At 51.3% G+C, this 16,498-nt stretch carries 12 protein-coding genes; all 12 read left to right on the plus strand.

Annotated features, from left to right (window positions below):
• Positions 1 to 479: 479 nt before the first annotated feature.
• Positions 480 to 1,154: a sigma-70 family RNA polymerase sigma factor gene (locus tag B157_RS0104245; protein ID WP_245565022.1), complete on the plus strand. Its 675-nt coding sequence runs from the start codon at positions 480 to 482 to the stop codon at positions 1,152 to 1,154.
• A 73-nt stretch (positions 1,155 to 1,227) separates the two neighbouring features.
• Positions 1,228 to 2,241 carry a FecR family protein gene (locus B157_RS0104250; RefSeq protein ID WP_020602136.1) on the plus strand — a complete coding sequence of 338 codons (1,014 nt, stop codon included), beginning with the start codon at positions 1,228 to 1,230 and terminating at the stop codon, positions 2,239 to 2,241.
• 27 nt (positions 2,242 to 2,268) lie between these two features.
• Complete coding sequence (locus B157_RS0104255; protein WP_020602137.1) at positions 2,269 to 5,787, plus strand: SusC/RagA family TonB-linked outer membrane protein; 3,519 nt, start codon at positions 2,269 to 2,271, stop codon at positions 5,785 to 5,787.
• Between the two features lie 18 nt (positions 5,788 to 5,805).
• A complete protein-coding gene (locus B157_RS0104260; RefSeq protein WP_020602138.1) occupies positions 5,806 to 7,245 on the plus strand; it encodes a RagB/SusD family nutrient uptake outer membrane protein in 1,440 nt (479 codons plus the stop codon).
• Positions 7,246 to 7,305: 60 nt separating this feature from the next.
• Positions 7,306 to 8,475, plus strand: a complete 1,170-nt coding sequence (locus B157_RS0104265; RefSeq protein ID WP_026308480.1) for a YncE family protein — start codon at positions 7,306 to 7,308, stop codon at positions 8,473 to 8,475.
• Positions 8,476 to 8,581: 106 nt separating this feature from the next.
• Positions 8,582 to 9,205 (plus strand): NanQ anomerase/TabA/YiaL family protein, encoded by a 624-nt coding sequence (locus B157_RS0104270; protein WP_020602140.1) that lies wholly within the window; start codon positions 8,582 to 8,584, stop codon positions 9,203 to 9,205.
• Between the two features lie 38 nt (positions 9,206 to 9,243).
• Complete coding sequence (locus B157_RS0104275) at positions 9,244 to 10,185, plus strand: D-2-hydroxyacid dehydrogenase (RefSeq protein WP_020602141.1); 942 nt, start codon at positions 9,244 to 9,246, stop codon at positions 10,183 to 10,185.
• Between the two features lie 232 nt (positions 10,186 to 10,417).
• A complete protein-coding gene (locus B157_RS0104280) occupies positions 10,418 to 11,545 on the plus strand; it encodes a zinc-dependent alcohol dehydrogenase family protein (protein WP_020602142.1) in 1,128 nt (375 codons plus the stop codon).
• Positions 11,545 to 13,023, plus strand: a complete 1,479-nt coding sequence (locus B157_RS0104285; RefSeq protein WP_020602143.1) for an NAD-dependent succinate-semialdehyde dehydrogenase — start codon at positions 11,545 to 11,547, stop codon at positions 13,021 to 13,023. Before B157_RS0104280 ends, B157_RS0104285 begins: the two co-directional genes overlap by 1 nt.
• A gap of 45 nt (positions 13,024 to 13,068) precedes the next feature.
• Entirely contained in the window at positions 13,069 to 14,340 is a 1,272-nt protein-coding gene (locus B157_RS0104290) for an MFS transporter (protein WP_020602144.1), read from the plus strand.
• Positions 14,341 to 14,656: 316 nt separating this feature from the next.
• Entirely contained in the window at positions 14,657 to 16,195 is a 1,539-nt protein-coding gene (locus tag B157_RS0104295) for a TolB family protein (protein ID WP_020602145.1), read from the plus strand.
• 92 nt (positions 16,196 to 16,287) lie between these two features.
• The coding region (locus B157_RS39270) for a hypothetical protein (RefSeq protein ID WP_041951960.1) at positions 16,288 to 16,498 on the plus strand (211 nt) is incomplete at its 3' end.

A 16,498-nucleotide genomic window follows, 5' to 3' on the forward strand; every position in this document is an offset into this window, starting at 1 on the left:
ATTTTGCTTTAAAGAAATTGCTGACGCTAAATGCAACTAAGTTGGCTTTGCAGGAACTCAACAGCCTCAAAAGTCAATCTACTCTATTGGCCAAGGCTGCGTAACATCAGTTACTACTTTTGCGTAACTCCTAATATCTATAGATCCTGACTGGGTCTAGCCCTGGTACGATCCAGACGGGCAGCCTGTTTATTAGTCAGTTTCTGCCTGGCTGCGTAGTGTTACGGACTATTCAGTAAACGGTTTACCATGATAACAGTCACCAGGGCGAAAGTCCGCGAATCCTGTTCTCTCACCGAAAAAAGGCTTTTGCTATGTATAATTCAATTTTTCAAAAAAATAATTAAAAAAGACTAAGGGTTTTTACTGTCCCCACCGTCTTTAGGTAGCAAAGGGACTTGAATATCCGCATCCTTCAGGAAGAAGTACCTTAAGCGAACAGAATAGCAATGAATTCCCGGTTTCATTCACCAAAAGATATGGCACAAATCCGTCAGCTAACGCAACACGCAAAACGAAGTCAGCCGCATATTTGGGGAAGTGAAGAAACGGGCGAGTATCCGGCAGAACGGTCAAATGGGGACACTGAGTTGTTTCTGCGCAAGACCTTCGAGCAGGATGTCGATGCAGGTATTACCCTGCTGTTCCGTCAATACTATGCCATGCTGTGCAGTCATGCTGTACGCTACGTTTCGTCGAAAGCCATCGCCGAAGACATTGTTTCGGACATATTCTATGAGTTTCAGGTCGATTTGCGCTACCAAACCATCACCTCTTCCTATAGAGCCTATCTGTTCACGATGGTGCGTAACCGGGCTTTCGACCATGTTCGGGTGGAAATGCGGCATATGACTTCACTCGATAGTGCGGAGTTGATACCGGCCCATAAAACCCAGAGTCCCGATTCAATTACGCAGTATGAGGAGCTGTACCACGATGTGGAAAACGCAATAAACGCCATGCCTCTGAAGCGTCGCCAGATTTATGTGATGCACCGCTTTGAGGGCCGGAAATACCAGGAGATTGCCGATGAGTTAACGCTCTCTCTGCGCACGGTAGAAGCCCATTTGTACCAGGCCATACGCCAGATTAGGATCACTCTGAAGGATAAATGGCTACTGATTGCGTGGGTAGTGGGGCAACTCTGGTACTAAATCAACTTCTTTTCGGGCATCGACTACGTGTTTTATCGCGCAAAACCGTCATGATGTTACTAATTATCTACACATGAAAAATCAGGTATCAAAAGAAACACTGCTCAATTACTTTGCTGGTCAGGCAACGGCTTTACAAAAGCAGGCCATTGACGATTGGGTAAAGGAGGCTACTAATCAGGAAGTTTTTTATGAGTACCTGGCTCTATGGGAGAGCCAGCATCCCCAATTTACGCCTAATGCCAGCCAGGCGTTACAACGTCATCAGCAGCGTATGGCCAACCGGGTAACTGACATTGAACTTCAGCAAAATACCAATGCTGGTGCGCCCGTAACACGTAAGCTAAATTCTGTCCGATTCTGGTGGATGGTGGCAGCTTCAGTAAGTATTGTATGCCTGCTGGGAGGTGTCTTTTTCAACGAAACGATTCTTTACGTTACCCACAAGACCACATTTGGCGAAACGCGCACGGTTATACTTACGGATGGAAGTCAGGTGACGCTCAACGCAAACTCAATGTTGAGGGTACCCCGCTTTGGCTTTGGAAAGCAAACCCGCGACGTGGTGTTGGCAGGAGAGGCTGATTTTTCCATAAAGCACCTGCCCGATAACCAGCGCTTCGTGGTGCATACCGACAAAAACTTCGAGGTGGTTGTGCTGGGCACCGAGTTTCTGGTCAACACCCGCGAGCGCGGAACAAAAGTCGTGCTCAACCAGGGGAAGGTTCGGCTGAACTACCAGGAGGGTCAGACCAGCCGCCAGTTAACCATGAAGCCCGGCAATCTGGTAACCTTCGACCGGAACGGGCACGTAAGCCTGAAGCAAACGGCAGAGCCGAAGGTTTTTACGTCCTGGAAAGAGCACCGGTTCGTATTTGATGAAACAACGCTGATGGAGATCAGCAACCTGTTTGCTGAAAACTATGGCATTACCCTTCAGATACCCGACCAGGCCCTGACCCGCTGGACAATTTCAGGGGCTTTTACCGCCTACAGTGCCGAGGAACTTATTGAAACCCTGACGACTGCGTCCAGCCTGACTTACCGTCGGCAGGGCAATACCATTGTCATTACTGAAGAGCATTAACCGGAAAAACTAAACCCTATACTATACATGAAAAAACTAGTACGAATGCTGCTCCTCACAGGAGTGGTGCTGGGAGGAGTACGTCCTGGATTGTCGCAGATGCTGGCCCGTGCTCAACCAGTGCAGCAGAAGGAGGTCACGCTCAAAGCGGCACCCAGGAAGCTGAAGGATGTCCTGAAAAACCTACAGGACCATTACGCCATCGACATTTTGTTTTTCGACAGGAACGTTGAGGGGCTGGTGGTAGCGGGCAATGTCATTAATTTCAATGTTGGCATTGAAACCAACCTGACTGCGGTTTTAAAACCCCTGGGACTGCGCTTTAAGAAAGTGAGAAATGGGGGCTATGTGGTCGTGGTGAAAGAAGCGACCGGGAAAGCCGAGGTGAATAACAGTCAGTTACCGGGCGTGTCTCCGCTCTCTACGGACAGGCTAGATACTGAACCCGGGGAGCGTCAGTCGTCGCTGATATTTCCTGGCGGGTTGCCCATAGAAAAAGAGAAAGTGGCCGATGTAACGGTTCAGGGAACTGTGACGGACGATAAAGGCGAGGGTTTGCCGGGAGTGAGTATTGTGCTGAAGGGTGCCCAGAAAGGAACGACTACCGATGCTGATGGCCGCTACAGACTCGACGTGCCCAATCCAGCCGCTATTCTGGTATTTAGTTTTGTTGGGTACCTGTCGCAGGAAGTAACCGTTGGCAATCGTACGTCGCTGGATGTGATGCTGCGAACCGATAACAAAACCCTCGATGAAATCGTCGTGATTGGGTATGGGTCCATCGAAAAGAAAGACCTGACCGGTTCGGTGGCCTCGGTGGGGAGTAAATCCATTCAGGAAATGGCCGTTCCCCGAGTCGACCAGGCCCTGATGGGGAAAATTGCCGGGGTGCAGGTTAAACCCGTTTCGGGCGAACCGGGGGCAGCACCGCAAATCAGGATACGGGGCATTGGCAGTATTTCGGCGGGTGGCGGGCCGCTCTATGTGGTGGATGGTTTCCCGATTTCCAGTATACAAAGTTTAAATCCCAACGATGTTGAAACCATCGATGTTTTGAAAGATGCTTCGGCTACGGCTATCTACGGTTCCCGCGGCTCAAACGGGGTTGTTATCATCAACACCAAACGTGGCAAGTCGGGGAAGGCCGTCATCAATTTCAACTACCAGCTTGGCTTCCAGAAAATTGCCAAACGACCCGTTTACCAAACAGGGCTGGAGGAAGCCCAGCATTATTACGATGGCGTTCGGAATCGGAATCTGGACGAAGGTAACGATGTGTCTGGTCCGGCAACGGCTTGGAAATCCCCCGTACCACAAACGATTGTAGATGTGCTGTCGGGAAAAATAACGACCAACGAAGACCCCCTGGATGCCATCCTGCGCACCGCACCCCAGCATCAATATCAGCTAAGTGCCACCGGTGGCAGCGACAATATCCGCTATGCGCTGAGTGGCGAATACCTGAACCAGGATGGGATAATTCTCAACAGCAATTTCAAGCGGTATTCGTTTCGGGCCAATATCGACGCCCGACTGACGCCGAAGCTCTCGCTGAAGGTGAATTTCAATCCCTCCTATACCGATAAAACAAACGTGGGTGGCGCGGGAGCCGAAGACCTGACAACCTACAGCGATATCACCAATAATCCGCTGTATAACGCCATTGTCATTCCTACCTATCAATCCTTGTTTAACCCCGACGGGAGTTATTATCCCTTTGGCAACGGCCTGGATGCCGTAGTGACCAGCAAAAATCCGCTGGCACTGGCTCAGGAAGTGAAAGGCAGGCAGAAAGGGTTTGGCTTTTTGGGAAACACCAACCTCGAATATGCCATCCTGCCTGATTTGAAAGTGAATGTCATGCTGGGCATCAACCTGATGAACATAAAAGGCAGTTACTTCAAACCGCAGATGGCGGCCTTTCTCAACGAGCTGGCCTCAGGGAGCGACAATGCCTCCATGCGGTTGAACTGGATCACCGAAACGACCCTGAACTACGTGAAGAGCTTTGGTAAGCATAACCTCACCGGCTTGCTGGGCTACACCACCCAGCGCGAAACGTTTGAGTCCAACACGTTAAACAGTAACCGATACCCGAACAACCTGGTGCCTACGCTGAGTGCGGTTAGTGGTCTGTTAACGGGGGGCTCATCCAACGTAGCCGAGTGGTCGCTGGTTTCTTACCTGGGTCGTATCAACTACAATTATAACAGCCGGTACTACGCCACCGCTTCCATTCGGACCGACGGCTCCTCCCGGTTCGGCTCGGACCATAAATATGGGGTGTTCCCTTCGCTGGCTCTGGCCTGGCGGGTTTCGGACGAAAACTTCATGAAAGAGTTCCGCTTTCTAAATGAGTTGAAAGTAAGAGTCAGCTACGGAAAAACGGGGAATAACAACATCGGTAATTACGATCAGCTGGCCACCATTAACTACGAAAAATACGTGCTGGGCAATACCGGTATCGGTGGGTATTCGGCCGGAAGGCTGAGCAATCCGGCATTGACCTGGGAAACCCAGCAGCAGATCAATGCCGGTATCGATGTGAGTTTTTTAAATAACCGAATCGCACTGACCATTGATCACTTCCGGTCCAGAAATACCGACCTGCTCCTGAACGTCAATGTGCCGGATATCACCGGGTTTAATACGGCCCTGAAAAATATTGGTGAGGTTAAAAATACCGGCTGGGAGTTTGCCCTGAACACGGTCAATGTGGAAGGGAAATTCCGGTGGCAGACGAGCCTTAATTTCTCCACCTACCGCAACCAGGTGACCAAATTAGGCCCCTCCGGTGATCCTATTATTTCGGGCGGCAACATTACCATGATTGGGCAGCCGGTGGGTATGTTTTACGGCTGGCTCACGAACGGCATCTTCGCTACGAAAGCTGATCTGGACAAAGGGCCCCTCTGGAATCCCGGCGGACGGGACGCGTCGCGCGTGGGCGATGTTCGCTTTGTGGATGTCAGCGGCCCCAACGGCGTGCCGGATGGTATTATCAACAGCTTCGACCGAACGGTTATGGGCTCCCCTTATCCGGATTTCTATTATGGCATGACCAATAATTTTTCGTATAAAAACTTTACCCTGAGTGTCAGCCTACAGGGTGTGCAGGGAAACAGCGTTCTGGCCCTGTCGCGCGAGCAATCCGCTAATAACAGAGCCCGGTTTCGGCAGTATGCGATTATGAATAATTACTGGAAATCGGAGCAGGATCCCGGCAACGGCTACTCCGTCAGGCCCAATGATGTGCCAACGGGTAACTTCAGAGGTACCTACAGCCAACGCTGGCTGGATGACGGCTCCTATCTTCGGATCAACAACATCGCCTTTGGCTATGCGCTGCCCGAACTGGTGGTTAAAAAGCTGCCCTTCAGCGCTGTGCGACTGACTGTTACGGCCAATAACCCGTTTCTTTTTACGAACTACATTGGCTTCAACCCAGACGTAAGCCGTTCGGACAGCCCACTGACACCCGGCAACGAACGGTATGACTATCCTACCGCGAAGAGTATAATTTTTGGTATAAACCTGGGTTTTTAACCGATAAAAATTAATCGAATGAAAAAGATTCCAGCCCTGGTTGCGGCCTTTTCGCTGCTTATAACCTCCTGTTCCAAAGAGTTTATTGAAATACTTCCCGTAGATACAGTAACGGTTGATGTACTGTATAAAACAGATAAAGATTTTCAGGACGCAGTTATTGGTGTCTACGCTATTTTTCAGGACCAGTATCAGAACATGTATTTCTTTGGCGATATACGCGCCGATGATAACTGGGATGAGCTGGTTAAGGGAACCGCGGGAGCCGTCGATAATTTCACCCTCTCCAATGATGACCCTCTGCTCATTTCAACCTGGCGTAATTACTACAAAGCCATTACCAGGGCCAACACAGTATTGGAAAAGTTAACCACCGCCAATGCCAGCGTGACCAATAAAAACCGGCACACCGGCGAAGCAGAATTTCTGCGGGCACTGGCTTATTTTGATCTAGTCCGGATTTTTGGCGATGTGCCCCTGGTAACCAAGTCGTTGAGTATTGAAGAATCGTACAAAACACCCCGCGAAAAAGTAGATAAAATTTATGATGAACTCATCATAAAAGACCTGCTCGATGCGGAGTCCAAACTACCCGTCAGCTATACCGGCACCGATGTGGGCCGGGCCACGAAAGGCGCTGCGAGGGCGCTGCTGGGGAAAGTCTACCTGACCCGGAAAGACTTTGTCAAGGCCGAAGCCAAACTACAGGAGGTAACCACTATGGGGTATGCGCTGTTGCCCAACTGGGCCGATTTATGGGATTATACCAAAAACGAACACCATAGCGAGTATATATATGACATTGAGTATGAGCAGGGTTTAGGGGGAGAAGGGAGCATTTACACGAACCGCTTTACGCCCAAGGTAACTTCCATGATTGCCTTTTATGGCATTGCCGGTTCGGTGGATGACCAGAATACGCCCCATCAGGTGCTGTTTGATTTGTTCGACGCCAAAGACAAACGGAAGGATATTACTGCAACAAGGGGCTATACCGACGCCACGGGTAAGTTTATTCCGATTCTCATCTCGTCCAACAACATGTCCGCCTATACCCGGAAATACATTGTCCGCATAACGACGGCAAACGATAGCCCGGCCGACTGGAAGGTGATCCGGTATGCCGATGTGCTGCTAATGTACGCCGAAGCCCTGAACGAGAACGGTAAAACCGCGGCCGCTTTGCCTTATTTAAACCAGATTCGTACGCGGGCCGGCGTAACGCCCTATGGAACGCTGACACAAACTGAAATGCGGGCTAACATCGTGCTTGAACGCCGGATGGAACTCGCCTTTGAAGGGCACCGCTGGTTTGATCTGGTCCGGACCGGGCAGGCGTATAACGTAATGCAGAAATATGGCATGAAACCCCACAACACCCTTTGGCCTATTCCCTTTGCGCAGATTCAACTGGTCAACGACCGGGCGATATTTCCGCAGAACCCCGGCTATGACTGAATTGCTCTTCCTCCCTATACTGACTATTCCAACCCCTTTTGACTGTAAACCTTAACACGAATGAAGACGAATAAACACATACTCTATTCTTTGCTTGGTGGTCTGTTCCTGATGGCCACCACCGCCTGGGTATCCGCCCCCGACCTGGATCTGGCAGTAGCCGCCGTAACCAAACCAGCTCCAAAGGCGCAGCGCTATTTGTATGTAGCCACGCCCGGTATCCGTAATTACCTGGGCTATGGCGGACATGGTATTCAGGTGTTTGATATCGACAATAACCACCGGTTTGTGAAGTTTATCAAGACCCCCGGTGGTATGATGAAAAAAGGTATACCCTCCAATGTGAAAGGGGTAGATGTGAGCCTGGCCACCAACTGCATTTATATCAGCACCCTGGAAGCCATTCAGTGCATTGATCTGGTCACCGAAAAAACGTTGTGGGAGAAGCAGTACGAAGGGGGCGTAGACCGCATCTCCATCTCCCCCGATGGGAAAATCATTTACGCCCCCTCGCTGGAGAAAGAGTTCTGGACGGTCATCGATGCTAAATCTGGGGATGTGATCAAGAAAATCGTGACTAATTCAGGGGCTCATAACACCATTTACGGACCCGATGGTAATTACGTGTACCTGGCCGGACTCAAATCGACCATGCTCAACGTAGCCGACACTAAAACCCACACGGTAACCAAACAGGTAGGGCCTTTTGGAGCCGACATTCGTCCCTTTACTATCAATGGTGCCCAGACGCTTGTTTACGTGAACGTAAATGGCCTGCTGGGCTTCGAAGTCGGTGATCTCGTTACCGGAAAATTCCTGCACCGCGTGGTAGTGGAAGGCTGGAATATCGGTGAAGTTAAACGGCATGGTTGCCCAAGCCACGGCATTGGCCTTACGCCCGATGAGAAAGAACTCTGGCTGTGCGACGGGGCCAATTATCGATTGCATATATTCGACAATACGGTGATGCCCCCGGTTCAGAAAACTTCCATTCTGCTCAAGGACATGCCGGGCTGGATTACGTTCAGCCTGGACGGCAAATACGCGTATCCGGCAACGGGAGATGTGATTGATGTGAAGACCCGTAAAATCGTTGCGTCGCTGGAGGATCAGGATCATAACGATGTGCAGAGTGAGAAAATGGTCGAAATCCACTTTATTGGGGGTAAGCCTGTGGCGGCTGGCGATCAGTTTGGTCTTGGTCAGGTACGGAAAGTAGCTAAAAATTAGGCTATCTGCCCAAACATATAACACCCTGCTCCTGCATCAATCGGTTCAAATTTAGCCTGATGCAGGAGTAGATAGTAGTTCAATAAATCCCTTTTTACGGTAACCCATGAGAAAACTACACACCAAAGGTCTGCTGATGCCATTACTGGCAGCGTTCTTCTTCATACAGAGTAGCGGCCATGCTCAGTCGGCCAATGACTGGTCCAAAGAGAAAGCTACCGCCTGGTATACCAGTAAGGTGTGGCTAAACGGCTTGCAGGCAACGCCAGCCGACGTGGTTAATTACCAGGAATTTGCGAAGCAGTATCAGGCCAATAAACCCGCCTGGGATAAAGCCTTTGCTTTTTTACGGGACACGGACTTTACCCGGCTCAAAATCGGACGATATCCCATTGATGATGAGAACGTATATGCCATCATCAGCGAAGGCCCGCCCCGGGAAATCTCCCGGTCGAAGTGGGAGGCCCATCATACCTATAACGACATTCATTTTGTGGTGAAGGGTAAAGAACAAATTGGTATTATGCCGTTAGCTAACGCGCCGGTGGCCGAGGAGTTCAGTGATGCCAAAGACATTGGGTTTTACACGATTGACAACGGCAATTTCTACATTGCAGAGCCCGGCAATTTTTACATCATGACAACCAAAGATGCACATAACCCAAGCAACAAAGTAGCGGGCTACGATGGCGTAAAAAAGGTGGTCGTTAAAGTTAAAAATGCCCAATAGCGGGTCGTCCTGTTCGTTGAAATCAATTATACAACCTAATGGAGTTAGTCTTTCTGGATGTTAAAACAGTGGGAGATATCCCCAACCTTTCCCTGCTGGAGCAGTATGGCAACGTAACGTATTACCAGACAACCCGTCCGGAACAAACGCTGGAGCGAATCAAATCGGCCGATATCGTTATCACCAATAAAGTCGTACTCGACCAGTCCATCATCGAACAGGCCGACAACCTGAAATTGATCTGCGTTTCCGCCACCGGAACCAATAACGTTGATAAAGCAGCCGCCGAAAAACGGGGTATTCCGGTGAAGAACGCCGTGGACTATTCGAGCCAGAGTGTAACCCAGGGCACCTTTGCCATTCTGTTTCAGCTGCTGGTCGACGTGCCTTATTTCGATCGGTACGTACAGGGCGGGGACTACGCCAAGACGGATATCTTTACCCACTTTGGCCGCGGCTTCTGGGAGTTGGCCGGTAAACGATTTGGTATTATTGGGCTGGGGGCCATTGGCCGGCAGGTGGCTAAAGTAGCCGATGCCTTCGGGGCCGAAGTAGTTTACTATTCCACCTCCGGTCAGAATACGGACCAGCCCTACCAGCGACTCGAACTCGATGAGTTCCTGCAAACGGCCGATGTAGTCTCCATCCACGCTCCTCTGAATGAGCGCACCACCGATCTTATCAATTACAACCGGCTGGCCAGCATGAAGAAATCGGCCTATCTGATCAACGTGGGCCGGGGCGGTATTGTCAATGAAGCCGATCTGGCCAAGGCGCTGGACGAAGAACTGATTGCCGGAGCCGGTATTGACGTGTTCACGCAGGAGCCCATCAATCCGAAGAATCCACTCTTACACGTAAAAAACAACCAAAGACTGGTCCTGACACCCCATGTTACCTGGGCCAGTATTGAAGCCCGTACACTGCTGATGGAGAAGGTAAGCCGCAACATCGACGAGTTTTTGCGTAACCGCTCCTGAGCTTATTTACGGATACTATGGCGACAAAACTTGTTCGCATTGTTGCCGGTGTCTACCACCCCCGGCCCCTCCTAAAACAGGAGGGGAGTTACCCAGTGGGGCCCTTCTTTTTAGCCCCCTCCTGTTTTAGGAGGGGCCGGGGGTGGTAATATCGATACGTCCAAATTGACCTCAATAACTAACCTTACCCTACACCCGATACCTCTCTATAAAGCAATTTAATAAAAGACCTATGAAGATAAAAGCAGCCGTTCTACACGCAATGGGTGTTGAGCGCCCCTACACCGCCAGTAAACCCTTAACCATTGAAGAGGTAGAGCTACAGGCACCCCAACGCGGGGAGGTACTGGTGAAAATCAAAGCGGCCGGACTTTGCCACTCCGACCTGTCGGTCATTGACGGAAACCGGCCCCGCCAGATGCCCATGGTGCTGGGCCACGAAGCAACGGGCGAAGTCGTGGAGCTGGGGCCGGATGTGCATGACCTGGCCATTGGCGACCATGTAGTGTTTTCTTTCCTGCCGATCTGCAACCATTGCATGCCCTGCATGACCGGCCGACCGGCGCTCTGCGAAAACGGACTGGCCGCCAACAACAAGGGGGAGCTGTTAGGGGGTGGTTTCCGGTTGCAGAATCAGCAGCAAGAGCCAATCCATCACCATATGGGCGTATCCGGTTTTGCTGAGTACACGGTCGTGTCCCGCAAATCGGTGGTCAAAATAGATAAGACCCTGCCTTTCGAGATTGCTGCTCTGTTTGGTTGTGCCGTTATGACCGGCGTAGGTGCCGTTATCAATACCGCCAAACTATCACTTGGACAAACCGTGCTCATTACGGGCCTGGGTGGGGTGGGGTTTGCCGCGCTGCTGGGTGCCCTGGCCGGTGGGGCCAGCAAAGTCATCGTGGCCGACGTTAATAAAGATAAACTGGCCAAAGCCATTGAACTGGGTGCCCATGCTATAGTCGATTCATCAGAGGCCGATGCTGTGGAGCAGGTGAAAGACCTGACGAACGGCGGGGTCGATATCGGTTTCGAATTTGCGGGCGTCGTTCAGGCGCTGGAGTTCACTTACAACGCCACGGGTCGGGGTGGGAAAACCGTTACAGCGGGCCTGCCGCATCCGAGCAAAATGATGCAGCTGTCGCCCACGAAACTGGTGGCCGACGAGCGTACCCTGCAGGGGTCATACATTGGCAGCTGCGTACCGGTTCGGGATATTCCGGCCTACATCGCTCTCTACCAGTCGGGGCGTCTGCCCGTCGATAAGCTCATGACCCACACGCTACAGCTGGAGGAGGTGAACGAAGGATTCGAACGCTTAGCCAAAGGTGAAGCCATCCGTCAGGTAATCACCTTTTAATGATGAACACACCAAGCCCATCGACCAGCCAAATGGAAACCGATTCGCTGATCAGAATCCAGTCGTACGTAAATGGCGCGTGGGTATTGGCCGCCAGTGCCGAAACGTTTGATGTTATTAACCCCGCAACGGGCGAAGTACTGGCGGCCGTAACGGATATGGGCCAGGCTGATGTACGACAGGCCATTGATGCCGCCCATGCTGCCTGGCCCGCCTACCGGGACCTGACCGCCAAAGAACGATCTACCTTACTCCGGAAATGGTTCGACCTCATTGTATCCCATAAGGAGGAACTGGCCCGGCTCATGACTATGGAGTGCGGAAAAGTGCTGGCCGAAAGCCGGGGTGAGGTTGATTACGGCGCTTCGTTTATCGAGTGGTTTGCCGAAGAAGCCAAACGTACCTACGGAGACGTTATTCCGGCTACTACGAAAGACAAACGACTGGTGGTGATCAAGCAGTCCATTGGCGTTGTGGCGGCCATTACTCCCTGGAATTTTCCGCTGGCCATGATTACCCGAAAGGTGGGTCCGGCCCTGGCGGCTGGCAGTCCGGTCATTGTAAAACCCCCGTCCGAAACACCCCTGACGGCCCTGGCTATCGCCTACCTGGCCGAAAAAGCGGGTTTCCCACCGGGTGTTTACAACACGGTAACCACCGCCAGAAACAGCGAAGTAGGGCTGGAACTGTGCGAAAACAGCAAGGTGCGTAAGTTATCCTTCACAGGGTCTACCGCTACGGGTAAATTGCTGATGCGGCAGTGTGCCGCTAACCTCAAGAAAATATCGCTGGAGTTGGGCGGCAATGCGCCCTTCATTGTGTTCGACGATGCCGATATCGACGCGGCCGTGAAAGGGGCCATGGCCTCCAAATTCCGGAACAACGGGCAAACCTGTGTATGTGTCAACCGGCTGTATGTGCAGGATGCGGTATATGATGCCTTCGTCGGGAAACTCTCCGAAGCCGTTGCGGCCCTGCGGGTGGGCAACGGACTGGATGCCGATGCCCAGATGGGGCCGCTGATCAATGAAAAAGGACTGGATAAAGTAAAACAGCACCTGGACGATGCCCTGGCGAAAGGGGCCAACATTATTGTGGGCGGGAAGCCCATGGACGGCCTGTTTTTTCAGCCTACCGTGCTGACCGGTATCACGCCCGACATGATTATTGCCCGTGAGGAAGTCTTTGGCCCCGTAGCACCCGTTGCCCGGTTCACGACCGAGCAGGAAGTAATTCAACTGGCCAATGATACGCCCTATGGTCTGGCAGCTTATTTCTACAGCCGGGATATTTCCCGTTGCTGGCGGGTAGCCGAAGCCCTCGAATATGGCATGGTGGGCATCAATGAGGGCATGATTTCGACCGAAGTAGCCCCCTTTGGCGGCATTAAGGAATCGGGGATAGGCCGGGAAGGCTCAAAATACGGCATGGACTACTTCATGGAACTGAAATACCTGTGCTTCGGCGGCATCAATTGATGAACAGTAAGCAAGTCCGTAACTTAATTCAACCCTGATAACGACATGATTGAGCCCATCTCCAAAAGCGATTTGCCGAAAGCAGACGTAACAACGTCGCGCTCTGTGATTCGGCAACTAATTCAGATTCCGGTTATTGTTGCCGCCCTGGGCTATTTTGTCGATATCTATGACCTGCTACTGTTCAGTATTGTCCGGGTACAAAGCCTGAAAGATCTGGGCGTTCCGGATGGTGGTATGTTAAATCAGGGGATATACCTCATCAACATGCAGATGGGCGGGCTATTAGTGGGGGGGATTCTATGGGGCATATTGGGGGATAAGCGCGGCCGTCTTTCGGTGCTGTTCGGGTCTATCCTTATTTACTCCCTGGCCAATATTGCCAACGGCTTCGTTACCACGGTTGATCAGTATGCCGTCCTGCGGCTGATAGCCGGTATCGGGCTGGCGGGTGAGTTAGGCGCTGGTATTACGCTGGTAGCCGAGGTGCTGCCCAAAGAAATTCGGGGGTATGGTACCTCGCTGGTGGCGTCGGTGGGGCTTCTGGGTGCCGTGCTGGCCTACTTCATTGCCGAAGAGTTTGCCTGGCGGAATGCCTATTTTATTGGCGGTGGCCTGGGGCTGTTACTCCTGTTTTTACGGGTCAGCGTATTTGAATCCGGCATCTTTTCCAGTGTAAAAGCCAAAGGTGTAGCACGGGGTAATTTCTTTCAGTTATTCTCCTCCCAAAAACAGTTTTTTAAATACCTGCGCTGCATTGTCATTGGGCTGCCGGTCTGGTTCGTAGCGGGTATTCTGATGACCTTCTCGCCCGAATTCGGGAAAGAACTAAACCTTGATGGGCTTATCGTGGCCGGAAAAGCTGTGATGTGGGAATACATCGGGTTGTCCATCGGCGATTTGTCCAGCGGCATTTTGAGCCAGTATTTTTCCAGCCGGAAAAAAGTGCTGGCCCTGTTTCTGGCCTTAACGGCAGCGCTGGTAGTCGTGTATCTGTTTGTGCCCCTGCGCTCAACCGATATGTTTTATTTCGTCTGTTCCTGTCTGGGCTTTGGGGTGGGCTACTGGGCCATGTTCGTTACTATTGCGGCCGAGCAGTTTGGCACCAATCTGCGCGCCACTGTTGCCACAACCGTACCAAACTTTGTGCGGGGGAGCATCAACATCATGACGCCCCTGTTCCTGCTGTTTAAAGGGCAATTTGGTATCATAGAGGGGGCCGGGTTGCTGGGGCTGCTCACCCTGGGAATTGCTTTCCTGGGCCTGTGGAACATGGAGGAAACCTTCGGAAAAGACCTGGATTTTCTGGAGGAGTAATAAACCGCTCCTATGGTTTATGGGTCAGGTGAGTGCTCGTATAGGGCCACTGGGTTAAAGCAGTTCACCCCATCGTTTTCCCGGCAATAACCTTTTCATGTCTGCCTGTTGAGGTGAAGCGTATGCAGTTACCGGCTTTATTGAAAACCTTGATATTAGTTGACGCACAAACAAAGGAGCACTCTACCTTGATTAGTTACAGGCGCGGATTTCATCATTCTGCCAGATTTATGGACTCAGGAATGGTAGAATAATGAAACCAGCGCTTATATATCTGGAAATAGCTTTCCCATATACCAACCTATTAAGTATTGTGATGAAACGTTTGAACGTAAACTCGTTGCTGGCCGTCGTTTGCCTAACCCTGGCTATTCGCACGAATCTGCTGGCTCAAAATTCGAAACTGGGCGTGTTTACTGGCCATGGCGACATTGGTGCGGTGCTCAAACCCGGTTCTGCCAGTTACGATCCTCAGAACCACACCTACGAACTAGCAGGTTCAGGCTATAATGTGTGGTTCGATCACGATGAGTTTCATTACCTGTGGAAGCAGATGAAAGGCGATTTTATCCTGTACACCCGGGCCGAATTATTGGGCAAAGGTGTTGATCCGCACCGGAAGGTAGGCTGGATGGTGCGCAGCAGCCTGGACCCCAAGTCGGCCCATATTAACGCGGTTACGCACGGCGACGGTCTGACCTCCCTGCAATACCGGAAAACAACCGGCGCCAATACGGAAGAAGTTCGCTCCAAACTAACCCATGCCGATGTTATCCAGCTGGAACGTAAAGGCAACACCTATACCATGCGGGTGGCTAAATTCGGCGAACCTTTCGTAACCGAACAGGTGGCTGACCTGCCTCTGGGCGATGAGGTGTACGTGGGGTTATTTATCGGGTCGCATAACAAAGACGTGCTGGAGAAAGGGGTTTTTCGTGATGTACGCATCAGTGTACCCGCCACCGATGCCCTGGTTCCGTACCGGGACTATCTGGCCAGCAATCTGGAAATACTGGACGTGACAACGGGAAACCGGCAGGTTATTTTCAACCATCCCAAGTCCATTCAGGCACCCAACTGGATGCCCAACGGCAAGACCCTACTCTATAATGGCGATGGGAATATCTACACCTTTAATATGGCCAAAGGGCAACAAACCCAGTTAAATACGGGTGAGGTGAAGAATAATAACAACGATCACGTACTGTCTTTCGATGGGAAAATGCTGGGCCTTAGCAGTGGTGTTAAAGAGTTGGGTGGCTCTATTGTGTACACCGTTCCGGTAACGGGGGGCAATCCCAAACAGATTACCCCCAAAGGCCCTTCGTACCTGCATGGCTGGTCGCCGGATAAAAAAACACTGGTGTTTACCGGTTCCCGCAATGGTGACTACGACATTTATAGTGTCCCATCGGCGGGTGGTCCCGAAGTACGGCTTACCGAAGCTAAAGGGCTTGATGATGGCCCGGAATATACCCCCGACGGCAAGTACATTTATTTCAACTCCGCCCGTACCGGAACCATGCAAATCTACCGGATGAAAGCCGATGGCAGTGAAGAGGAAGCGATTACCTCCGGGGAGTTTCATGACTGGTTCCCGCATATTTCGCCCGATGGAAAATGGATTGTGTTTTTATCCTTCCTGAAGGAAGAGGTGAAGGCCGATGAACACCCATTCTACAAACACGTGTACCTGCGTATGCTGCCCATATCGGGGCAGGGGCAACCCAAAGTAATTGCGTACATCTACGGGGGACAGGGAACCATCAATACTCCCTCGTGGTCGCCGGACAGCAAACGGGTGGCGTTTATCAGCAATACTGCCGAGAGCAGCATGAGCCCCGTTGAAAAATAGGATAGCGTTACTTCAATGGTTCGTCAATTTTAGAAGAGTAAAAAGGCGTGTTAGTTTTGGGTCTCTGACCTCCAAAGCCTAACAACGCCTTTATGCAAAGACTTGCCTTGCTAACTACAATAGTAGCCAGCTTACCTGATTTGACCAAGCCTCGTCGCCAATTTGTTGCCCACATACTCATGCTTTTTCTCAGTGTTCGTCACCGGATCAATTTTCTACAACTGGCTCGCCACAGTGATCAGTATGCTGAAAACACCATGCGGCTGCACTTCGAAGAGTACCTAGACTTCGCTTCGATGAATC

Source organism: Spirosoma spitsbergense DSM 19989 (genome assembly GCF_000374085.1).
GTDB lineage: Bacteria > Bacteroidota > Bacteroidia > Cytophagales > Spirosomataceae > Spirosoma > Spirosoma spitsbergense.

Coding starts and splice junctions, on each gene's coding strand:
- B157_RS0104250 (WP_020602136.1), top strand. CDS start 1,228: ATGAAAAATCAGGTATCAAAAGAAACACTGCTCAATTACTTTGCTGGT.
- B157_RS0104245 (WP_245565022.1), top strand. CDS start 480: ATGGCACAAATCCGTCAGCTAACGCAACACGCAAAACGAAGTCAGCCG.
- B157_RS0104275 (WP_020602141.1), top strand. CDS start 9,244: ATGGAGTTAGTCTTTCTGGATGTTAAAACAGTGGGAGATATCCCCAAC.
- B157_RS0104295 (WP_020602145.1), top strand. CDS start 14,657: ATGAAACGTTTGAACGTAAACTCGTTGCTGGCCGTCGTTTGCCTAACC.
- B157_RS0104290 (WP_020602144.1), top strand. CDS start 13,069: ATGATTGAGCCCATCTCCAAAAGCGATTTGCCGAAAGCAGACGTAACA.
- B157_RS0104270 (WP_020602140.1), top strand. CDS start 8,582: ATGAGAAAACTACACACCAAAGGTCTGCTGATGCCATTACTGGCAGCG.
- B157_RS0104265 (WP_026308480.1), top strand. CDS start 7,306: ATGAAGACGAATAAACACATACTCTATTCTTTGCTTGGTGGTCTGTTC.
- B157_RS0104280 (WP_020602142.1), top strand. CDS start 10,418: ATGAAGATAAAAGCAGCCGTTCTACACGCAATGGGTGTTGAGCGCCCC.
- B157_RS0104285 (WP_020602143.1), top strand. CDS start 11,545: ATGATGAACACACCAAGCCCATCGACCAGCCAAATGGAAACCGATTCG.
- B157_RS0104255 (WP_020602137.1), top strand. CDS start 2,269: ATGAAAAAACTAGTACGAATGCTGCTCCTCACAGGAGTGGTGCTGGGA.
- B157_RS0104260 (WP_020602138.1), top strand. CDS start 5,806: ATGAAAAAGATTCCAGCCCTGGTTGCGGCCTTTTCGCTGCTTATAACC.